The following is a 20,573-nucleotide window of genomic DNA, read 5'->3' as shown; positions in this document are numbered from 1 at the left end:
AGCCTTACCCGCCTATTTCTATCAAAAAATAAGAGTTAGAATGAAAAATATTTTTTCACAAAGAGAAACGGATTTCATTTATCCGAAGCTGCAACTATTCTAGATAGGGTTAAAAAACAAGTTCCCGACCAAAGGCCGGGAACTGTTCTCTTTAACCACTAACAACCATAAATAAAAATAATTTTTCTCCGGGTGATTGAGTTGGAGATTGTAGTCCGTACGGGAATCGAACCCGTGTTTCATCCGTGAAAGGGATGCGTCCTAACCCCTAGACGAACGGACCATTTTAGTCAGAAAAACTGCCTTTTCCGAAAGGTTGTGCAAATATAGAGGTCTGTTTTAAGAATAACAAAGCCCCTTAAAAAATTTCTTGATTTTAGGTCTAAGTGATTGATTCAAAGCAATAAAAATTTTTAGCCCAAAAAGCCTGGAATTATTTCTAATTTTGATTCAAATATAAGAACCAAATGAGCTTAGAAAGACCTATCCGAATAGCTATCAATGGTTTCGGAAGAATAGGAAGATATACAAGTAAATTACTCCTTCAACATCCTAATGTTGAATTAGTCGCTATCAATGACCTAGCAGATAACAACTCTCTAGTTCACCTCCTCAAATACGACTCCATCCACGGAAAATTTGATCAGGAATTGAAACTAGAGGATGGCTATTTAAAAGTTGGTTTGAAAAAAACTAAACTTCTTACCCAATCCAATCCAGAGCTGCTGCCCTGGAAAGATATGGATGTAGACCTTGTAATCGAATCAACTGGAAGGTTTACAAGCCGGGAAGCAGCCAGTTTGCATTTAAAGGCGGGTGCTAAAAAGGTGATTATCTCCGCTCCAGCAAGCGATTCCTCCATCAAAATGGTAGTATTAGGCGTAAATGACGCCATTTTGACTGGTGAGGAAAAAATCATAAGCAATGCCTCCTGCACTACAAATTGTCTAGCTCCAATGGTTCAGGTTTTGGAAGAAGCCTTCGGGGTTGAAAAAGGATATGCTTCTACGGTTCACTCTTACACAAACGATCAGAACCTCCATGATGCTCCCCATCGGGATTTAAGGAGAGCGAGAGCAGCTGCCTACTCAATTATCCCTACAACCACCAATGCCGGAAAAGCTCTGGACAGGGTTTTACCTTATTTAGCTGGGAAAATAGAAGCTTCAGCTATGCGAGTTCCTGTCCCAGATGGTTCTTTGACCGATTTGATCATTGAACTAAAGCGAGAAGCCAATGTAGAAGAAATTAATCAAGCTTTTGAGGAAGCTGCGAAAGGAAGATTAAAAGGGGTATTGGAAGTCACCTATGATCCCATCGTCTCCATGGATATCATTGGAAATCCTCATTCATGCATCATCGATGCAGCCCTTACTTCGAGCAAAGGGAATTTAATTAAGCTAGTTGGCTGGTATGATAATGAGGCTGGTTATTCCAATCGATTAGTTGATTTGATCGAGCTTTTAAAAAAGTTAGAAAACTAGAATAAGACTGAATTTCAGTCATTTATTTGTCAAAAACTCCTTAAAGTGATCCCAATCCTTTTTGGTATCAATGTCCGATAGGGTTTCAAGTTCTCCATAGGATAGCCCAAGCGTTTCCAACTTTTTCCTGGTTAATTTTAGTACTTGATCCGTGCTCCATGGAATTCCCTTAAATACGGGCGGAGTTTCTCTTTTTGCACCAATGAGATAATACCCACCATCTTTAGCAGGCCCAATCACGATCCTATAATTTTCCAGCTGTAGAAAGGCTTCTTTCAAATGATCGGAGGTCAATTCAGGGCAATCAGTACCGATAAGAATCACTTTTTCAAATCCCTGCTTAAAAATCCTCTGGAAAGCTTCTTCCATCCGGTAACCCAAATCCCCTTTTCCTTGAACTTGATAGTTGTAATTTTCAGTGCCGAGAATTTTATTCTGAGGTAAATAGGAATCAAAAAAAAGAAACTTCGTGCCTTCCCAAGCATTACAGGCTTTGTATGTGAGGTTACAAAGTGATTTATAAACTTCTAACGCTTTTTCTTCTCCTATTTCGGCAGAAAGCCTGGTTTTCACCTTTCCTTTTTCAGGATTTTTTTGAAAAATGATGATTGCTTCTTTTTCCATGTGCCGAAAAAAGTAAATGATATTTTAACTGAATGCGAGTTTGAATAGGAAATTTTGGTAATCGAAGGATTTTTAACGCATTAAGTCCCTTTGAAACTTTCAACAAGTGCAGCAGCTACCTGGATTCGGTTTTTCAGTTCTTGCCAATTCTTTTCCTTAATTAGTTTTTTATCAAAAAGTTGGGATCCCATTCCCACTAAGAGAACCCCTTCATCAAACCAAGGCTTTACGGACTCAGCAGTAGGTTCAATTCCTCCGGTAGGAATAATTTCAATGGTAGGCAAAACAGCATGAACCGAACTAACAAAACTTGGAGTAAGTACATTGGCTGGATAGACTTTGACTAGTTCTGCACCTAGCTCCTGAGCTTCCCAAACTTCTGTAACCGTTCCGCAACCTGGAACCCAGGGAATATCATTTGCCTTGCACCACTTTCCCAAAGCTGGATTCATCACCGGGGCTACCACAAATTCTGCCCCTTGATCTACAAATTCTTCAGCCTGCCAAGGCTGGTAAATCGTACCGACTCCGAGCGACAAGCCCGGCATTTGATCAGCTAATTTTCTTAATTCAGGAAAAATGGTAGAAGCTTCCTTCCCTCTATTTACCATTTCAATAACGCGAATTCCAGCTTCGTAGGAAACTTCAATTAGTCGAAGGCTGGTTTCTAAATCAGGATTAAAAAATATGGGCATCATTCCTGCTGCTCCCATCTTTTGAATGAATTTACTCTCTGGATTTCTCATGTTATCGTTTGATTGCTCCACTGTTTCCTTGAAGAATCTCATTTATTTCTTCTACCGTTCCGTTTAAAATATCTCCTGGTATACTGTGCTTAAATACGCTGCATGCAATTGCAAAATTCAATGAATGCTCCAGACTTTGATCCATTAATAACCCATAAATCAAACCGCCTGCAAAAGCATCCCCTGTGCCAACACGATCAATAATAGGCTGAACTTCAAATGTTTCGGTACTAACATCTTGATCTTTAGTGTAAAGATGGGCTGATAAGCTATTAAATGAAGCAGAGTGAACTTCTCTCTTTGTTCGGACAATCATTTGCAGCTTGTGGAAGGTATCAAACGCGAATGATTTCGCCTGATCAAATGATTCAAAATCTTTTCCCAAGCATTGATTAAAATCCCGTTTACCTGCAATCATGACCTGAGTCAAAGTCATTAATTTAGGCATAATCTCATGAGGCTGTTTCCCGTAATTCCAAAGGTTTGAACGGTAATTCAGGTCACCTGATACTCGAATCCCTAATTCATGTGCTGCTTCTAAAATACGAAGCGTCAAATCCGCTGACTTCCGGGAAATAGCAGGAGAAATGCCTGACCAATGAACCCAATGAATATTTCTCAGCACTTCTTTCCAATCAACCTCGGATCCATCATAATTGGAAAAACTACTTCCCGCGCGATCATAAATGATTTTAGATCCTCGTTGGGCTGCTCCATGTTCTAAAAAATAAAGGCCTATTCTTCCTTCACTAAATTGAATCAGCGAATCATCGATTCCATTCTTTCTGAGATGAGCTGCTGCAGAATGGCCAAGTTCATTATCGGGAAATGCAGTAACATGTCTTACGTGAATTCCCCAATTGGACAATGCAGCTCCCACATTGGCCTCGGAACCGCCAAATTCCATCTCCAGAGAAGTGGCTTGTTCAAAACGAAAGTGATTGGGGGGAGAAAGGCGAAGCATTACTTCACCGAGGGTAAGTACTGATTTCATTTGTCTAAACTAAGAAATGGAAATTACAGCTTCCTAGCCCCAATTCCAATGGTGGAAATAAAAAAGTATGAAACCCATTCCAATAAAAAAAGCAACCCGAAGGTTGCTCCTTAATTGAATAGAGGGTGATGAATTATTTTAATTTTATTGTTGCAGAAACTTTTGAAACGCCTTCATTTGAACTTTCATCAAACCAACCATTTACTGTACCCGAACCTGCTGCATCTTTATAAATTTTTGTCCCTCCAACAATATTAATTTTTGCATTAAAATAAATTATATCGGGATTTACGATATCACGTATTAATTCGTTTTCTTCAGATTCGATGAATAATGCATGGCCTCTTTCATTAATAACAACAGTGGATACTTTATCGTCTAATGTTTCACTATCTATCCCAAAATCATTTAATTCTTGGGTATAATAATCTTTAACCGGCGCTCCTAAAAGAAGAGTACCATCTTCACTTAATCGCTGATTTAAAAAGGAGTAAGATTTGCCCAAACCTCTTGCTTTACCCGTTCCGGTCCCTGGAAAGTACAAGCCATCTATTCCAAACGTTGGGGTAATAGAATTATAAAAAGTATCCTCATAAGGCATAAATCCACCTTTTCGAAGATTTTCATCACCGGTTCCTCCGGTTTCCTCTAGTGCAATTTCAACCTGATCATCTTGAATAACCGGGCTTTCAGTATCAGTCATACAAGAAGTAGCAATCAGGGATCCAGTTAAAAGAATCAGGAGATTCTTTCCTAAGAAGTAATTCTTTTTCATTTTAATTTTTTTTAGGTCGATTGAACATTTTAAGGTGTTAGAATTTACTCTAAAGAATCATGGAATCGAAATTTTGTATTTCATATTCCATTTTTTGAAGTATACACCAATAAAAATGCCAATTTTTCAACCTTCAATTAAAATAAATTTTGCAGCCGAGCCTGAACTACGGATTTCCTTTGCTTTTTGATACTCCTTAGAATAGTACCAATTCCTTGCACTTTCTTTATCCGGGAACTCCAACATTACCAAACGGTCGTGGTCCCATTCCCCTTCTAAAACCTCTACGGGATTCCCCCTCAGCACAAACTTACCCCCATAAGCTTTTACCGATTCTCCACTTAATTTTTTGTATTCATCGTAAACCTTATTGTCGAATATATCGACCTGAACGATCACATATGCAGCCATTTATCTTTTATTATTGTTCAAATCCTATCCCTGAAGCGTAGCGAACTTTTGCAAAGGAAATTTTCCGTTTTGCAGCCAATCCATTTAATGTAATTCGGGCATCAAAGACTGAAACCTCCCGTGCATTAACCAAAAACAAACTACTTTCACCCATTTCAAACTTTCGCATTTCTGCATATAGCAGGCGCTCTAAATTATTGACATTCTCCCGAACAGTTTGAACTTGTAAGTTGTAGGTAGACCAGGTATCTATTTCAGCTTCCAGTTTATTCCGAAGCTCCAATTCTTTTAAATCCCTGGAATTCTGTTTGAAGTCAATTTTCGCTTTTGCCAAACCTACGGAACCTCGAGCTTTTCTCCATAAAATGGGAGTATAAAAAGAGACTCCAAACTTATAATTGTTCTCGAAAAAGGGAGCTTGCTCAAACCCATCGAGAGACTCCACCAAAAAGTTGTACTTCAACTTAACAACAGGTAGCAAAGATTGACTTTTGAGCCTTCGTTCCACATCAAGACTAGCCAGCTCAAAGTCAGCCATTTGAAGCTGAGGATGATTCCCTACTAAAACTCGTAGTTCTTCATTATTTATCATAAAATCATCTTCCGGATCCAAGGATTGAGGAAATACATATGAATTGAGCATCATGGGCTCTTCCTCTTCATTCCAAAGAAAAGAACTCAGCATTTGAGTTTGGACGAAATATTGGTTCTGCAAACCCTGCAATCTGTACTGCCGGCTTAAAAGTTGTGTATAAGCTTCCACGGTATCAATTGCCGCTACATCCCCTTGCTCAAAGCTTCTTTTTACTGCCTCATACCTGATTTTTGTCAATCGAACTGCTTCTTCAAACGCTTTCATATTGAAAAAGCTTTCAGACCATTTCCAATAGGTTTCAGCACCTTTTAGATAAAGTTCATTCAGTAAGACCTGACGCTCTGCCTCAGTAGACTGTTGATAGATTTTAGCTTGTCGCAATGCAGCCCGACGCTCATCCAAAATCAATCCCTGTCCTACATTGACAGCAGCACCAGCAGCAAACAAACCGCCCGATGGCACGCTGTTTTCCGGGTCCAAGAATTGACCAGAATTTTGCTCATATGTACCCATTAATTCAATCCCTGCCATGGTAGGGATGGTGACGCCTGCCTCGCGGCGATCGTAATAGTCTGTCGATTTGTAGGTCTTTTGATCCAAATTCCCAAAAAGCAAGGGATCGAAACCACCTCGCGCTGTTCGGACTTCCATCTGTCCCATCTCAAGCGTAATATCTGCTTGACGAGAAACCGGATGGAAAGCCCTCACCCACTCTAGAAAATCCTGAAAACGCAGGGTATCTAGGCCTGGGCTTTGGGCAAAGCTTCCGTGAAAGGAAAAAAACAGAAGAATTAAAAGAGCTAGCTTTCTCATTTTTTCTCTTTCTCGATTGCGTCTTTTTGTTCTTGGGTATAGTAATCCGCAGGGAAACCGTTCAACTGTCGCCAGATTTCATACCAAACCGGAACATCGTTCAGAAGTGCAATTCCATCTGCACCAGAACCAATTCGTAACATATCCGGCCACGACTCTTCTTCTAGATCTTCTACCACTAAAACACGATATTGATTATTTGGACCTGCAAATTGATCAATGGCCACCACAACTCCTCCGAAAGTACCATTTGAAATTTGAGGCCATCCCGAAAAGACAATAGCAGGCCAACCATCAAAGATAAATCGGACCTTATTCCCCACCTTAATCAATGGCAAGTCTACTGGCTGTACATACATTTCAACAGCTAGATCTGCATCTGCCGGAACAATATTCAAAATAGCGTCCCCTTCTTTAATAGTCTCACCAATACCCACTTGTATAGCTTTAGCCAAATATCCATTTTGAGGGGCAAGAATATGACGAAAGCCAGAGCGAGCCTGGTAATTTGAATACTGATTTTCCAATTTAGTAACGGTTGCTTCGGCATCAAATTGAGCAGACATTGCCGTATACATTTCTGATTCGGCTTTCGCTAGCTTGTCTTTAAATTCATTATCAATCGCGTCTAAGTCAATTCTAGCCGTGATTAGTTCATTTTGACTGCTTAAATATTGGTTTTCAGCTGCAATTAATTTAGCCTGAACATCCTGAAATTTAAGTCTTCTACTTTCCAAGTCCGTCAGAGAACGGATTCCCTCTTCATACAATGCCTCCCATCTTTCCAACTGCTGTTTCCCGATTTCAAAATTGACTTTCGCTTGCTGAAACTTAATACTATCAGACTGAACTTTTAATTCAGACATACGAAGTTTGTTTTCAGCTTGCTGCAGCTTCAGGATATTATTTCTTTGCAAAGCCTGGATTTGATTTTCCAAAGCCTGAACTTTTTCCTGGTAGGATTGTACAGATTGCGCTTTTGCTTCTACTTGAAGCTGTGTTCTAGGCAAAAGCAATGAATCGAAGTATTCATCTTTGATTTCGGAAATAGTAAGGATGGTATCTCCTTTTTGAACATAGGAACCTTCACTGACATACCATTTTTCGATCCTACCTGCAATGACTGAATGAATGGTTTGTGGTCTTTGGTCAGGGCGTAAAGCAGTCACATATCCTTTACTTCGGATATTCTGAGTCCAAGGCACAAAAAGAATTATGAAGAACACCAACATGATGGAAAGAAGGATTCGAACCCTTTTTTGGCTTTCACGAAGAGGCAAAGTCATAACCAAACTCTTTGCACCACTAAACGGAATAGATTCCTTGATTTTGATTCGTGATATATTCAGCATCTTACAATCCCTTTTTCATTTTAACATATCCAGAATGGTCACCTTGGTATACCAAGCTTCCATTATCAAGCAGAACAACTTCATCCATCTGGGAGATTGCCTGTTCATCTTGAGTAACCAATAACAAGGTCCAATCCCCACTAATCAGATATTGAATGACTCGTTGCTTTTCATCTTCAAAAAGATGATCCAGTGCATTTTCCATCACCATGGCTTTCGGTTGGCCAAGCAACGCTCTACACAATAGAATACTTTGAATAATTCTTTTTGAGAATCCTTTTCCTTCAGGTTGTACCTCCGTATCCAAGTCTTTTGGCATCTGATAAACCTGATCTTTTAATCCAGTAAGCTCTAAAATTTCTTCTAATTGAGCCTGATCGTATTCTCTACCAACCGTTATATTTTCCAGAATGCTTCCGTGAAAAACTTGTTGCATTTCGAGAAAATCGCCGACCATGGATCTATATTTTTCCTTTTGAATCATATCCAAGGAAAGATCATTGATAGACACCTTTCCTTTATACTCTTCATAAAGACCAGAAAAAAGCATCAACATGGCACTTTTTCCTGAACCGCTCCTTCCGGTGACGGCTACCTTTTTCCCAGGCTCAATCACCATATTGATGTTATTGAGAATGGGGGAATAATTGTCTTTGGGTTGAAAAGTGACATTTTCCATCGCGAATTTCAATCCAGAAGAAGTACTGGTGATTACCTTTTCATTTCCCTCGGCATCCTCTAATTCCAAATCCATCACATGCCCGAGTTTCTCAGTTGCTACAAGCGTATCATAAACAGTTTCTAATGAAAGAATCAGCTTTTCTACGGAGTTAACAACCAAGATGATGATTACTTCCGCTGCTACAAATTGGCCGATACTGATTTGCTCTTCCATTAAAAGCAAACTTCCTGCGATCAACAAACTTGCAACGATTAGCACTTTAAATGCAATCATGATTTTGTATTGGAAAATCAAGACTCCAAAGTGCTTGGATCGAAAATCTACATAGTGTTGAAGAAGCTTGTCAGCACGCAGAATCGGTAAACGTGTTTGTCCTACCAGCTTGAAAGAATTCATCGTTCGGGCTATCTCTTCCAGCCAATAAGCAGTCTTATACTTATAAGTTGACTCCTTCAACGCTGTCTCCATACCCCTAGGGCCTGAGAAATAGAAAATCAGTGCTAGAATACTGATTAGTACGAGCCCGAAAATGATGAATGTAAAGTGATAAACAGAGAGAAGCAATAAACCGAATATTACCTGTAACAAGGCTGTTGAGAAGTCAATCAGAATTTTCGCAAGGCCTTTTTGAAGGTTTACAGTATCGAAAAAACGATTGACTACCTCCGGTGCATGATTACCATGCATCAATTCCGGCTTGACTCTAGGTAGCCGATAGGCCAATGAAAGACCAGCCTTTGCAAAAACTCGCTGTTGGAGTTTTTCCATGATTTGCAATTGGGAGATTTGTAGAAATCCTCCAAAAGCAACCCCAGCGGCCACAATAATGACCAAGATTACCCAAGAAGTAGAAATCCTTCCCCCAAGGATAAAATTCAAAATGGCCTGAATACCCAAAGGCAAGGTTAGCGTGATAAGGCCATTCAGTACGGCATAGAAATAAATTGAATAAACCTGGCTCTTTTCTTCCTTCAATAGACGGAATAAACGGGCCATGGGTGTAATACCAGAATTAGTTGTCATGTTGAATGGTTTTGATCACCAGTTGATAGAAAAACTTAAATCGTTCAGCTGCATTGATAGAATTTTCAGTCATTCCCGGTAAATGCTGGGAATTGAAAGATTGTAATAAGCTGGATTCTAACACGGTATAGACCAGTGTTTTCGGGTATTTGTAATTAGGATTCAACTCAGAAATAATAGCTGCGATCCGCGCTCCAAATTTGTATACCTGCGCAAATACACCTGCTTCGTGCTCGTAATCAACTTCTTTGGTTAGAAAACCTTTTAATGATTCATTGATCACGATTTCCCGTAATTGAATCGGGTCGAGGTATTCATTTTTTTGGAAAATAGGACCATCTGACAATAAGCGAATAGCCAACTCTAATCGCATGGCTGGATCCTCCAAATTAGCTGTTCCGAAAACCAAATTGTGCTCCATCCAACCCCAATACCACGCGGTCAAATAAAGCAATAATTTGTGTTTGTTCTCAAAATACCTATAAATAGCCGCTTCTGTACTACCAATCTCTTGAGAAAGCTTTTTAAAGGTAAAGTTCTCCAATCCAAGTTCCTTGATCATTCGAGTTCCTTCTTGAACAATCGAAATCCCCAAACTTGAACTAAAGGGCTCTTTTTGGTAGAGATTTGGGTTCACCTCTACCTTCATTTTACTAAGAATTGCCTCCATTTTCTTCTAGGTTCAGAGGCTATAACGGGTATTACTTCGATTAAGTTTAGTAATATTTACAATTTTGTTAGTAATATTTACAAAAGGTAGACCTTTACTATTCTAGATCTCTATAAATCCAAGCCCACATCATCAATAATGGGTGAATAATCAGTAATCGAACCCATGCAACCCATAAAGGAGTACAGAGACCATCAGGTACGCAGGCATTAATTTGTATAAAGTAGATGTGACTGGGAATAAAAGCAATTAGCATGGCTATTATGCCATAGGATGCAATTTTTCGAAATCTTTTCAGCAGTAAACAGATTGAAAAACTGATTTCAAAAATTCCAGCCAAGTAATTAATAAATTCCTTTTCCGGAAAATATTCTGGAATCAGTGGGAGGTAAAATGATGGATTTAAAAAATGATTGAGCCCTCCTATTAGATAAAAACCTGCCATTAGGTACAACCCCATTCGAATAAGCTTCATTTTCATTTGAGTGATTGTTTACTAGTTACTTTCAAGAAAGTACTAAAATTGAAGATTGCATCAAATTCAAAAAAAAGAGCCTGCTAACTAGCAAGCTCCTATCTAAAGTTAAGATAATATTTAGTACCCTCGGTATTTTAATTTTCCTAAGCCATACAAATACAGGACTTTAGAATATCGCAGCATAACAGGGACGAGCAACAAGTTGAGCGAAATGATGGTCGAGAGATACATCCATAATTCCGGTTTTTCTATTAAAATATTGATAGCTACAAAAACGGTTATAAACAACGCAACCGAGAAAGCATAACTGATATACATGGCCCCATCGTAAAAACTTGGTTCTGGCTGAAAACTAGCATTACATACCGAGCAAGTTTTATTCACCTCAGTTAACTTTCGAAAGCTTACTATGGGGACGGGAAACATATTTCCTTCCCTACATTTTGGGCATTTCCCTCCTAGCATCGCTTGTCCTAATCCTTTTGCCATTGATTATTCGATATTTTTCGCAAAAGTAGCAATCAGCCTACTTTGTTTTGTGACATAGAGCACGATAGACAGGATTCGCAGGTGACGAATCCTATCTGAGCTCTTCTAATTCATAATCCTTTCCCTTACCCCAACGAAGAAGTTCTTCAATAGTGTAATATTCCAAGGTTTCTAAATCCTTCACCTTAAAATTATCGCCGCTCAACCGCGCCATAATTTCCAGCTGACGGACTTCTCCTTGATTGATGAAAAGGTACTTTCTTCCTACCCGAAGGTTATCTAAAGCAATGGGCATTAGGCTTTTTCTTGAATAACTACCCCGGTAGCTTCAAAAGTAATTTCTCTCTTTGGCGATACAATAGCATCGATTTCTTCCTGACCCTTTCCTGCATCTTTTGCATAATGTCGAAGCGTTTCGACATCAGTTTCCGAAAAATTAGCTACGCCTTCTAATACAATCGGAAATCCTTTGGAATTGGTTGGAACAAAAAAGCCATAATCCTTAAAAGTCACTCGAATGGATTCACCATCAGGAAGCTGCATGGTTAGCCAACATCCTTTTGAAGTACAAACGTCCAATATTTCACCTTGGATTTTTCCTTCATAACTTCCATTGGCCTCAACTTCCTGAACCAAATCTGCCAAAGAAATGGCACCTTCGGCCATGATTTCTTCCCCATAGTTTCCAGGAACAACTTCAGCAACACCAATCACTGCTTCTGCAGAACTTTCTTCATGGTGCATTTCTCCTCCATGATGGTGCATTTCACCTTCATGAGACGTTGATTCTTGCTCTGATTTTTGACAGGAATAAAATGATAACGAAGCTGCGAATAGCCCGACCGTAAAATATCTTTTCAACATGATTATTTAGTTTCCTCAAAAATAAATGCAATTCTCGAAGTCCTAAAACATTTAACGTGTGAATTATCACCAATCAAAAAACTGATTTCGATTAGTTTTCTGTCTCATTGCAATAATTATTGACAAAAATTTGATTTAAAACATTTATGCTAATAAACCTTCCATTTTTTTAGCAATCTCTTAATTTTACATCCAATCTTTAACTAACCCTGCACATGCCTCAAAGCAAAAAATTCATCATTGATTTTGATAGTACCTTCACGCAAGTAGAAGCTTTGGATATCCTTGGCGAAATTTCACTTCGAAATGATCCAGATTCTTCTCAAAAACTACAGGCGATTAAAGATATTACCGACCAAGGCATGGAAGGTACCTTGACCTTTCGGGAAAGTCTTGAAAAACGACTCGAAATTTTAAAGGCAGACCGGGAGCAGATTTTTGGATTGATCGAAGCATTAAAACAGAAAGTATCCAAATCCTTCGAACGGAATCGGGAATTTCTTCAGGAAAATGCCCATGATATCTTCATTATTTCTAACGGATTTAAAGATTTCATCATCCCCATCGTGGCCGATTATGGGATCAAAGAACAGAATGTCTTTGCCAATGAGTTTGTCTATGACTCCGAAGGAAAAATTGTTGATTTCAATCGAGAAAACCCACTTTCCGAAAACAATGGTAAGGCTCATACCATCAAAAATTTGAATCTGGAGGGAGATATTTATGTAATTGGCGATGGATATACGGACTATGAAATCAAAGCCTCTGGATTGGCAAATAAGTTTTATGCCTTCACAGAGAATGTTCATCGTCCACGAGTAACTTCCAAGGCTGATCATATTGCGCCAAGTTTTGACGAAATTTTATACATCAATAAGTTGAATACGAAATTTTCATATCCCAAAAGCAGAATCAAGGTTCTGCTCTTAGAAAATATCCACCCCATTGCTGTGGATTTATTAAGTGAGGAAGGCTATCAGGTTGAGATAGCCAGTACAGCACTAAGCGAGGAAGAGCTTTGCGAAAAAATTAAGAATGTATCCATTTTGGGGATTCGATCTAAAACGAATGTAACCAAAAAGGTTTTGGATCACGCCAATCGACTGTTAGCTATCGGAGCGTTTTGTATAGGTACCAATCAAATTGACCTCGAAACCTGTCAGGAAAAAGGAATTGTTGTATTCAATGCTCCATTCAGTAATACCCGCTCCGTAGTAGAAATGGCGATAGCGGAGATTATTTTCCTAATGCGGAATTTCTATAACAAGTCCGTCGCCATGCATGAAGGTAAATGGGATAAATCTGCTAACGGTTCATTTGAGGTTCGTGGCAAAAAACTGGGAATCATAGGATATGGAAATATCGGAGCTCAACTATCCGTTTTGGCAGAAAACATGGGGCTCAATGTCTTTTATTACGACATCGTTGAGAAGCTGGCATTGGGAAATGCGACCAAATTGGATTCTTTGGAGGAATTACTTCAGACCTGTGACATTATTTCACTTCATGTGGATGGTAGAAAGGAAAATAAATGCCTGATAGATGCCAAGAAGATCAAAATGATGAAAAAGGGAGCCATTTTGGTAAACCTGAGTCGAGGGCATGTGGTAGATATTCCGGCTTTGAAAGAAGCGATTTTAAGTGGCCATTTGGCTGGATGCGCAGTTGATGTTTTCCCTGAAGAACCTAAAAACAACAATGAACCGTTTGTTTCCGAACTTATCGGTTTGCCTAATACGATTTTGACTCCTCACATCGGTGGAAGTACGCTCGAAGCACAACAAAATATAGCCCGATTTGTGCCTGGAAAAATCATGGAATACATCAACACGGGAAATACATTTAACTCTGTAAACTTCCCCAATCTTCAGCTTCCTTTCCTTCAAGATGCCCATAGACTCATTCATATTCACCACAATGAGCCAGGTATTTTGGCAAAAATCAATAAGATTCTAGCTGACTTTGAAATCAATATTGTTGGACAATATTTGAAAACCAATGAGAAGATTGGTTATGTGATTACCGATATCGATAAGGCTTATACTGAGGAGGCTATTCAGGCATTAAAAAATATTCCTGGAACGATCAGATTCCGAATTCTATATTGATTCAGAATAGTCTGAATTTTAAAGCCGTTTCATTGGAGACGGCTTTTTTTATGCCTTATCCAATAATCGCCGGGCATAATTTATCTGCCCCAAATGATAATCAAAATGGCCATAAAGATGAAGTAAAAAGTAGCCGTAGGTCATTGGCTTCCCAAATTTCTCTATGGGATATCGCTCATTCAAGACAAAGTCATCCATCCTTTGGAAGGTTTCTATGACTTGCCTTTTCAGCAATTGAATCTCATTCAACATCTCTTCTAGAGGAATATTTTTAGCAGAAAATTCATGATCCCGGTTCCTTGTATAATCAAAACCACCCATTTCATGAGCAATAAAAGTCCTTAAATTCCCGATCAAATGAATGGCTAAATTTCCAGCACTATTGCTTATTTCTCCCTCAACTCGCCATAGATTTTTTGTAGATCGAAAAAGTTTTAACTCTTGCTCGAGTTTATCCAATTCTCTATCAAACAGTATTTTAAAAGATTCTATCATTTTAATCTTGAATTAAAAATTAGGGAGGCTCCTTCAAAAAGATTAATCAATCACATTTTTTCGATTTGAAAACTTATTGCTTCTTTTTGATTGATTAGTATCTCCCTGTGATGTTTTCGTTTGATTTCCAGCTCTTTTTTCAGCGGACTTTGGGTACTTTTTCTTGAATTTTGAAGGTTTTTTATTCTTACTGTTAAAGGATTTATGACCCTTTTTCTTTGAACCACCTCGCACATACTCCGGGCCTTTCTCAAAGCCTTCAGGAAGAGGCAACAAGCTTACTTCCATCCCAATCAAATCCTCTATACGCTGAAATTTATATTGGTCCTTTGGATTTACAAAGGTGATCGCTTCTCCCTCCATATCTGCACGAGCAGTTCGCCCCACTCGATGAACATAGTCTTCAGGGTCATTGGGAGTATCATAGTTGATAACCAATTCAATACCTACCACATCAATTCCTCGAGAAATAATATCTGTTCCAACCAAGATCTTCACCATTTTATTCTTGAAGTTGGACATAATTTTTTCCCGTTCAACCTGCTCTAAATCAGAGTGAAAAGCCTCAACATCAAAGCTCTTTCTCAATATCTTGTAGATGGATTTCACTTTCTCCTTCGTAGAGGCAAAAATGATAACCGCCTCATAGTTTTTCTGGGAAAGTATATGCTTCACCAATGCCTCTTTTTGATCATCATAGACCGAGTAAAAGGACTGAGTTACACCTTCGGCAGTTTTACCAATAGCTATTGTAATTTCTTCTGGCTCCTGCAATAATTTCAAACTGAATTGCCTGATTTTGGGAGGCATGGTTGCAGAGAAAAGTATTGTTTGTCGATTCTTGGGAAGGTAATTGACAATTTTAAGGATATCGTCAGAAAAACCCATGTCCAACATCCGGTCCGCCTCATCGAGAATTAAGTGTTCTAAAGAACTCAAATCCATTTTTCCTCCAGCTAAAAGGGCGATCAATCGTCCGGGCGTCGCAACTACGATTTCTGCCCCTAGTTCAAGCGCTTTTTTCTGCTGCTCCCAAACGATTCCATCTCCTCCCCCATAGATCGGAATTGAACTAATTCCTAAAAAATAAGCGAAACCTTGTATCTGTTGATCAATTTGAATCGCCAACTCCCGGGTTGGTGCTAAAATCAATGTATTTAGGGTAGTTTTTCCTGATTTTGAAATCTTGTTCAAAATGGGAAGAATAAATGCAGCTGTTTTTCCAGTACCTGTTTGAGCACATGCAATCAGGTCCTTATTCTTTAAAATGACAGGAATTGCTTTTTCTTGAATCGGCGTAGGTTGTTCAAATCCCATTGCATCCAAGCCTTCCTGTAAACTTGGTTCAAAATTAAATCCTGAGAAATCCAATTTGGGGGTAATTAGGTGATAAAAAACTTTATGTAGTAATCAAATATAGTGTGAATAAATGGGGAAAGCCAATTTCCGAAAAATAGCTCCATTGAAAAATACTTCATTGAATTACCGTGCGCTTTTAGCTATCTTCCCATGCTTTAAGTAATTGATTGAATGCATTTAAAAACTAGCCTAAAATATTCCATTTGCCTTTTATTCTACATGGTTTTTGCCCTAGATGGCTGGTCACAAACCTATCGATTAAGCGGAAAGGTAATTGATTCTGAATCGGGTGAATATATCGATGGTGTCAGTGTGACTTTACGGGGAACTGCTTACGGAACGGTCAGTGTCGCAGGTGGTAATTTTGAATTCACCAATATTCCTGAAGATCGCTACATTTTATCATTCACCTTGGAAGGATACAATCGTCTTGAGCAAGTCGTCAAACTTAGCAAAGACACTAATTTGGGAAGTATTCCGCTTGTCAAATTTGGAGCTTCAGGAAGTGGACAGGCGCTTCAAAAAACAATTCGATCGGATAATATCATTCGGTTAATTAATGAACGGCCAAATTTTATCGGAGGCAATATGGTCTATGGAATTGCTCCCGAGCCTAAGAAGCTGGAAGGCCATAATTACTTAGACTCAAAATGGAATCGAGCTTCCATTCTTATGTACCGTGACCAACAGGTATTAGAAAGTTTTAGAGTGCGGTATAATATTGTCTCCAATATGTTCGAATTGATGGAGCCTGAAAACAATCTTGTTTCAGTGATGCCTGGACTCCGAATTCAAAATATCGTCTGGATTGATTCAACTTATCAAGTCCCCCGATATTTTGTTAATGGAATGGATTTTTTAGATGAAGGAGTTCCTATTTCCGGATTTTTCGAGGTTTTGGTAGATGGAGAATTACCACTAATGCGAAGGACTCTAGCTGTGCTCAAAGAGTCAAATTACAACCAAGCATTGATGGTTGGAGAACGAAATGACCAAATTGTGAAACGTAATACCTACTATTATTTGAAAGGGAAAAACGTCATCGAAATACCTCGAAAGAGAAAGAAGTTCTTTGAATTATTTGGGGAAAAAGCGTCTGAAATGGAAGCATTTGCTACCGAAAATAGCTTTTCAGTCAAAGATCCGAGTGCTATCTTTCAATTATTCACGCACTATAATTCCATGTTTCCTGGGTTCAGTCCCTTGATTGACCAACTCCTTGATGAAATTGATTAACCAATTCACCCTATGAAATCTTTAAAACTTCTAATTCTCCTCTTCTTAACTCCATTATTGACTATTGGTCAAAGCCTTCCAGGCCTTGCACCTGGTCAAAATTCTACTCAAAAACCAATCCTCCATGGTAAAAACTGGATGGCTATTACCGGAAAACCATTGGCAGCAACTGCAGGAGCGTCCATTTTTCAAAAAGGTGGGAACGCGGTTGATGCAGCTTGTGCCATGCTTGCGGCGACGGCTACAATGTGGGATGTTTTGTCTTGGGGAGGAGAAACCCAAGCTTTGATTTATCATCCAGAACTGAAGAAAGTGATTGCTATAAATGCGATGGGCATTGCTCCTACGGGTGCTACAGTTGAATTCTACAAATCTCAAGGGATGGATTACCCTCCAGCATTTGGACCGTTGGCAGCTACTACTCCAGGTACGCCTGGAGGCCTTCTGACTATGCTTGCAGAATATGGAACAATGAGTTTGGAAGAAGTACTTGCACCGGCAATGCAATTGGCCAAAGGTTATCCTATTGAAGCCCAAACCGCTAATTCAATTGAGAATGGCAAAGCCCGAATCAAAGAGTGGCCTTATTCCAAAGAAGTTTTTCTTACCCATTTAGGCGAGGAACGTGAAGCTCCAGAACCGGGAGAAATTTTTGTACAAGAAGATTTATTTCAAACGTTGCAGAAATTGGTACAAACCGAGAAGGAGGCTCTACGTAATGGAAAAACTAGAAAAGAGGCCATTTATGCAGCTTATGATCGGTTTTATAAAGGAGATATTGCGGAGGAAATTGTGAGAGGGACTCGTGAGCAGGGTGGGTTGTTCACCATGGAAGACTTGGCCAAATGGAGGGTAAAAATTGAAGAACCTTTGATGGTCAATTATAGGGGAATTGATGTTTACAAATTACAAGAGTGGACGCAAGGGCCTGCTTTGCTTCAATCCTTAAATATCCTGGAGAATTTTGACCTGCAAAAAATGGGTTACAACAGTTCGGAATACCTTCACACTGTTTATCAGGCAATGAATTTAGCATTTGCAGACAGAGATTTCTATTATTCAGATCCAGCTTTTGAACCCAAAAGCCCCATCCAAGGATTACTTTCAAAAGAATATGCCAAGGAACGTGCAAAGTTGATTAAAGATAAAAATGATCCAACCATGGGAGCAGGTGATCCCTATCCCTTCCAAGGAGGGACGAATCCTTTCCAAAACCTTTTGTCAAAGCAAGAAAATCCCCTTGCCTCTTACATTCACGAAGATGAGCTCCAAGGTCCCCAAGATCCTTTTTTTGATGAGTTTTTCAGTGGAACAACCTCCATTCAGGCGGCTGATAAAGATGGTTGGGTCGTTTCTGTTACTCCAAGCGGAGGATGGGTTCCAGCTGTCATCGCAGGAAAAACCGGAGTTGGATTAAGTCAACGAATGCAAAGTTTTGTATTAGATGAAAAGTTAAATCCTTACAATCTACCCGAACCTGGAAAAAGACCGCGAGTAACACTTACTCCCAGCATGGCTTTAAAAGATGGAAAACCTTTCTTGTCTTTTGCAGTACAAGGCGGTGATTCGCAGGATCAAAATCTTCTTCAATTTTTCTTGAATGTGGTAGAGTTTGGAATGAATGTGCAGGAAGCTGTTGAAGCAGCAAATATGAATTCCCTCCAAATGCAAAGCTCTTTTGGAGCTCATGAAATTAAGCCGGGACATATGATTCTACGCGAGGATACGCCCAATTGGATTCGTGCCGAATTAATGAAAAAAGGATACAACATGGAATTTTGGACCCGAACATCCGGTCCTATCAATGCCATTTGGTTTGACTGGAAGCATGGAAGTTTCTGGGGAGGAAGTTCTAATTACGGAGAAGATTATGGCATTGGCTGGTAATCCAAACATAAATTAAACCATCACCTTACTATGAATAAAATTACTTATCGAGTTGGTTTGCTGATCATCCTTTCGGGAACTTCCCTATCGGTTTCAGCACAGAAAAAACAAAAACCAAATCCTCAAAAAGAAGCTGTGATTGCTTCAGTAGATAACCGATTTGAGGAATTAACTGATGTCTCTGACCGTATATGGTCCTTTGAAGAAATAGCATTTCAAGAAACCCAGTCCGCGGCGGCGCTTTCTGATTATGCAGAATCATTAGGATTTAAAGTGACACGAGGTGTGGCTGAAATTCCAACTGCCTTTGTAGCAGAATATGGATCAGGAAAGCCTATCATTGGAGTTTTGGGTGAGTTTGATGCTTTACCGGGACTTTCTCAAAATAAAGTTCCTTACAAAAGCCCCCTAAATGAAGGTGCTCCTGGTCATGGCTGTGGGCATAATTTATTTGGGACAGCCTCTTTAGGTGCAGCCGCAGCTATCAAAGACCTGATAGAAAAAGGAGAACTCAAGGGAACAGTTCGATTTTATGGAACGCCAGCTGAAGAAAAGTTTTTTGGAAAACTATGGATGGTCCGGGCAGGATTATTTGATGATGTAGATGTAGTGATGGATTGGCATCCGGCTGCAGAAACCAAAACAGCGGTTCAAAAAGGATTAGCTCTGGTAGATTTTCAAGTTGAATTTTTTGGACAAGCAGCCCATGCCTCCTCAGACCCTTGGAATGGTCGAAGTTCGGGTGATGCTTTGGAGCTATACACCACAGGAATTAATTATTACCGGGAACATATCAAACCCACTGTTCGGATCCATTACCATATTCAAGACGCAGGAAAAGTAGTCAATGTGGTGCCAGACTATTCCAGAATATGGGTCCGTGTCCGCGATAGCAGTCGGGAAGGATTAATCCCGGTTTGGAAACGTGTAGAAGAGATGGCTGAAGGTGCGGCTATTATGGCTAATGTGGAATATAAGGTAAGCCTCATCTCAGGAGTGCATGAAATTTTGGTAAATCGTACCGGGTCTGCTGCCTTACAGAAAAATTTAGAATCCTTAGGTCCCATCATCTATACAGAGGAGGAACAGGAATTTGCAAAGAAAATCCAAGAAGCCACCGATAAACCTCAAATTGGATTGGTTTCGAAGATCGAACCTATGGAAGAAACTGCAGAGCATAGCATGGGAGGAAGTACTGATGTAGGAGATGTCAGTTGGGTGGTGCCAACGATCAGACTTTCTGCTACTACCGCTCCAAATGGTACTCCTTGGCATTCTTGGGCTGTCGTTGCCTCAAGTGGTATGTCAATTGGACATAAAGGAATGGCCTACGCTGCAAAAGCTTTGTCCATGACTATGGTGGATTTATTTCAAAACCCAGAATTGATTGAGGCAGTAAAAGCAGAGTTTAAAGAGAAAAAAGGGGATTATGTCTATAAGGGTTTTATTCCTGACGGCCCTCCTCCTATCAATTCAAATTTGCAATAA

20 protein-coding genes and 1 tRNA gene are annotated in these 20,573 nt (G+C 39.5%); 5 read left to right on the top strand and 16 right to left on the bottom strand.

The window, feature by feature from the left end:
- Positions 1 to 211: 211 nt before the first annotated feature.
- Positions 212 to 283 (bottom strand) — tRNA-Glu (locus HWE15_RS07745).
- A 184-nt stretch (positions 284 to 467) separates the two neighbouring features.
- Here HWE15_RS07745 and gap point away from each other — a divergent pair.
- Positions 468 to 1,484: a type I glyceraldehyde-3-phosphate dehydrogenase gene (gene gap, locus HWE15_RS07740; RefSeq protein WP_290506947.1), complete on the top strand. Its 1,017-nt coding sequence runs from the start codon at positions 468 to 470 to the stop codon at positions 1,482 to 1,484.
- 18 nt (positions 1,485 to 1,502) lie between these two features.
- On the opposite strand, the gene HWE15_RS07735 is transcribed toward gap, so the two are convergent.
- The 13 genes from HWE15_RS07735 to HWE15_RS07675 all read right to left on the bottom strand — a co-directional run bounded on the left by HWE15_RS07735 (position 1,503) and on the right by HWE15_RS07675 (position 12,000).
- Entirely contained in the window at positions 1,503 to 2,108 is a 606-nt protein-coding gene (locus HWE15_RS07735; protein WP_290506946.1) for a TIGR04282 family arsenosugar biosynthesis glycosyltransferase, read from the bottom strand.
- A gap of 80 nt (positions 2,109 to 2,188) precedes the next feature.
- A complete protein-coding gene (locus HWE15_RS07730) occupies positions 2,189 to 2,854 on the bottom strand; it encodes a bifunctional 4-hydroxy-2-oxoglutarate aldolase/2-dehydro-3-deoxy-phosphogluconate aldolase (RefSeq protein WP_290506945.1) in 666 nt (221 codons plus the stop codon).
- Position 2,855: 1 nt separating this feature from the next.
- On the bottom strand, positions 2,856 to 3,848 hold the full coding sequence (locus tag HWE15_RS07725; RefSeq protein WP_290506944.1) for a sugar kinase: 993 nt from the start codon (positions 3,846 to 3,848) through the stop codon (positions 2,856 to 2,858).
- Between the two features lie 133 nt (positions 3,849 to 3,981).
- Positions 3,982 to 4,623, bottom strand: a complete 642-nt coding sequence (locus tag HWE15_RS07720) for a hypothetical protein (protein WP_290506943.1) — start codon at positions 4,621 to 4,623, stop codon at positions 3,982 to 3,984.
- Positions 4,624 to 4,749: 126 nt separating this feature from the next.
- Positions 4,750 to 5,034, bottom strand: coding sequence for a DUF1330 domain-containing protein (locus HWE15_RS07715; protein WP_290506942.1), 285 nt, complete (start codon positions 5,032 to 5,034; stop codon positions 4,750 to 4,752).
- Between the two features lie 10 nt (positions 5,035 to 5,044).
- Complete coding sequence (locus tag HWE15_RS07710) at positions 5,045 to 6,442, bottom strand: TolC family protein (RefSeq protein ID WP_290506941.1); 1,398 nt, start codon at positions 6,440 to 6,442, stop codon at positions 5,045 to 5,047.
- Positions 6,439 to 7,794, bottom strand: a complete 1,356-nt coding sequence (locus tag HWE15_RS07705) for an HlyD family efflux transporter periplasmic adaptor subunit (RefSeq protein WP_290506940.1) — start codon at positions 7,792 to 7,794, stop codon at positions 6,439 to 6,441. Before HWE15_RS07705 ends, HWE15_RS07710 begins: the two co-directional genes overlap by 4 nt.
- Before the next feature lies 1 nt (position 7,795).
- The gene (locus HWE15_RS07700; protein WP_290506939.1) at positions 7,796 to 9,499 is read right to left on the bottom strand and encodes a peptidase domain-containing ABC transporter; all 1,704 of its coding nucleotides are present in this window, start codon (positions 9,497 to 9,499) and stop codon (positions 7,796 to 7,798) included.
- The gene (locus tag HWE15_RS07695; RefSeq protein WP_290506938.1) at positions 9,489 to 10,169 is read right to left on the bottom strand and encodes a TetR/AcrR family transcriptional regulator; all 681 of its coding nucleotides are present in this window, start codon (positions 10,167 to 10,169) and stop codon (positions 9,489 to 9,491) included. Before HWE15_RS07695 ends, HWE15_RS07700 begins: the two co-directional genes overlap by 11 nt.
- A gap of 97 nt (positions 10,170 to 10,266) precedes the next feature.
- Positions 10,267 to 10,650, bottom strand: a complete 384-nt coding sequence (locus HWE15_RS07690; protein ID WP_290506937.1) for a hypothetical protein — start codon at positions 10,648 to 10,650, stop codon at positions 10,267 to 10,269.
- A 114-nt stretch (positions 10,651 to 10,764) separates the two neighbouring features.
- Complete coding sequence (locus HWE15_RS07685) at positions 10,765 to 11,136, bottom strand: DUF983 domain-containing protein (RefSeq protein ID WP_290506936.1); 372 nt, start codon at positions 11,134 to 11,136, stop codon at positions 10,765 to 10,767.
- A 91-nt stretch (positions 11,137 to 11,227) separates the two neighbouring features.
- Positions 11,228 to 11,431, bottom strand: a complete 204-nt coding sequence (locus HWE15_RS07680) for a hypothetical protein (protein WP_290506935.1) — start codon at positions 11,429 to 11,431, stop codon at positions 11,228 to 11,230.
- Complete coding sequence (locus tag HWE15_RS07675) at positions 11,431 to 12,000, bottom strand: DUF4920 domain-containing protein (RefSeq protein ID WP_290506934.1); 570 nt, start codon at positions 11,998 to 12,000, stop codon at positions 11,431 to 11,433. The genes HWE15_RS07680 and HWE15_RS07675 overlap by 1 nt, the downstream gene beginning before the upstream one ends.
- A 215-nt stretch (positions 12,001 to 12,215) precedes the next feature.
- Between HWE15_RS07675 and serA the strand changes: the two genes are divergently transcribed.
- Positions 12,216 to 14,108, top strand: a complete 1,893-nt coding sequence (serA, locus tag HWE15_RS07670; protein ID WP_290506933.1) for a phosphoglycerate dehydrogenase — start codon at positions 12,216 to 12,218, stop codon at positions 14,106 to 14,108.
- A 48-nt stretch (positions 14,109 to 14,156) separates the two neighbouring features.
- Here the strand turns inward: serA and HWE15_RS07665 are convergent, their stop codons facing one another.
- Positions 14,157 to 14,603 carry a DinB family protein gene (locus HWE15_RS07665; RefSeq protein WP_290506932.1) on the bottom strand — a complete coding sequence of 149 codons (447 nt, stop codon included), beginning with the start codon at positions 14,601 to 14,603 and terminating at the stop codon, positions 14,157 to 14,159.
- 42 nt (positions 14,604 to 14,645) lie between these two features.
- Positions 14,646 to 15,974, bottom strand: coding sequence for a DEAD/DEAH box helicase (locus HWE15_RS07660; protein WP_290506931.1), 1,329 nt, complete (start codon positions 15,972 to 15,974; stop codon positions 14,646 to 14,648).
- Between the two features lie 159 nt (positions 15,975 to 16,133).
- Between HWE15_RS07660 and HWE15_RS07655 the strand changes: the two genes are divergently transcribed.
- The 3 genes from HWE15_RS07655 to HWE15_RS07645 are packed head-to-tail and all read left to right on the top strand — an operon-like array spanning position 16,134 to position 20,573.
- Complete coding sequence (locus tag HWE15_RS07655; RefSeq protein ID WP_290506930.1) at positions 16,134 to 17,198, top strand: carboxypeptidase-like regulatory domain-containing protein; 1,065 nt, start codon at positions 16,134 to 16,136, stop codon at positions 17,196 to 17,198.
- A gap of 12 nt (positions 17,199 to 17,210) precedes the next feature.
- Positions 17,211 to 19,085: a gamma-glutamyltransferase family protein gene (locus tag HWE15_RS07650; RefSeq protein ID WP_290506929.1), complete on the top strand. Its 1,875-nt coding sequence runs from the start codon at positions 17,211 to 17,213 to the stop codon at positions 19,083 to 19,085.
- 30 nt (positions 19,086 to 19,115) lie between these two features.
- Positions 19,116 to 20,573, top strand: coding sequence for an amidohydrolase (locus tag HWE15_RS07645; RefSeq protein ID WP_290506928.1), 1,458 nt, complete (start codon positions 19,116 to 19,118; stop codon positions 20,571 to 20,573).

The sequence above is a fragment of the Algoriphagus sp. genome (genome assembly GCF_013373065.1).
GTDB lineage: Bacteria > Bacteroidota > Bacteroidia > Cytophagales > Cyclobacteriaceae > Algoriphagus.
This window is presented reverse-complemented; position numbering and strand designations above follow the sequence as displayed.

Bases quoted from the DNA above. Each gene is read 5' to 3' on its own strand.
- HWE15_RS07690 (WP_290506937.1), bottom strand. From the start codon at position 10,650: ATGAAAATGAAGCTTATTCGAATGGGGTTGTACCTAATGGCAGGTTTT.
- HWE15_RS07715 (WP_290506942.1), bottom strand. From the start codon at position 5,034: ATGGCTGCATATGTGATCGTTCAGGTCGATATATTCGACAATAAGGTT.
- HWE15_RS07685 (WP_290506936.1), bottom strand. From the start codon at position 11,136: ATGGCAAAAGGATTAGGACAAGCGATGCTAGGAGGGAAATGCCCAAAA.
- HWE15_RS07655 (WP_290506930.1), top strand. From the start codon at position 16,134: ATGCATTTAAAAACTAGCCTAAAATATTCCATTTGCCTTTTATTCTAC.
- HWE15_RS07675 (WP_290506934.1), bottom strand. From the start codon at position 12,000: ATGTTGAAAAGATATTTTACGGTCGGGCTATTCGCAGCTTCGTTATCA.
- HWE15_RS07720 (WP_290506943.1), bottom strand. From the start codon at position 4,623: ATGAAAAAGAATTACTTCTTAGGAAAGAATCTCCTGATTCTTTTAACT.
- HWE15_RS07645 (WP_290506928.1), top strand. From the start codon at position 19,116: ATGAATAAAATTACTTATCGAGTTGGTTTGCTGATCATCCTTTCGGGA.
- HWE15_RS07680 (WP_290506935.1), bottom strand. From the start codon at position 11,431: ATGCCCATTGCTTTAGATAACCTTCGGGTAGGAAGAAAGTACCTTTTC.
- gap (WP_290506947.1), top strand. From the start codon at position 468: ATGAGCTTAGAAAGACCTATCCGAATAGCTATCAATGGTTTCGGAAGA.
- HWE15_RS07730 (WP_290506945.1), bottom strand. From the start codon at position 2,854: ATGAGAAATCCAGAGAGTAAATTCATTCAAAAGATGGGAGCAGCAGGA.
- HWE15_RS07665 (WP_290506932.1), bottom strand. From the start codon at position 14,603: ATGATAGAATCTTTTAAAATACTGTTTGATAGAGAATTGGATAAACTC.
- HWE15_RS07725 (WP_290506944.1), bottom strand. From the start codon at position 3,848: ATGAAATCAGTACTTACCCTCGGTGAAGTAATGCTTCGCCTTTCTCCC.
- HWE15_RS07705 (WP_290506940.1), bottom strand. From the start codon at position 7,794: ATGCTGAATATATCACGAATCAAAATCAAGGAATCTATTCCGTTTAGT.
- serA (WP_290506933.1), top strand. From the start codon at position 12,216: ATGCCTCAAAGCAAAAAATTCATCATTGATTTTGATAGTACCTTCACG.
- HWE15_RS07710 (WP_290506941.1), bottom strand. From the start codon at position 6,442: ATGAGAAAGCTAGCTCTTTTAATTCTTCTGTTTTTTTCCTTTCACGGA.
- HWE15_RS07735 (WP_290506946.1), bottom strand. From the start codon at position 2,108: ATGGAAAAAGAAGCAATCATCATTTTTCAAAAAAATCCTGAAAAAGGA.
- HWE15_RS07700 (WP_290506939.1), bottom strand. From the start codon at position 9,499: ATGACAACTAATTCTGGTATTACACCCATGGCCCGTTTATTCCGTCTA.
- HWE15_RS07695 (WP_290506938.1), bottom strand. From the start codon at position 10,169: ATGGAGGCAATTCTTAGTAAAATGAAGGTAGAGGTGAACCCAAATCTC.
- HWE15_RS07650 (WP_290506929.1), top strand. From the start codon at position 17,211: ATGAAATCTTTAAAACTTCTAATTCTCCTCTTCTTAACTCCATTATTG.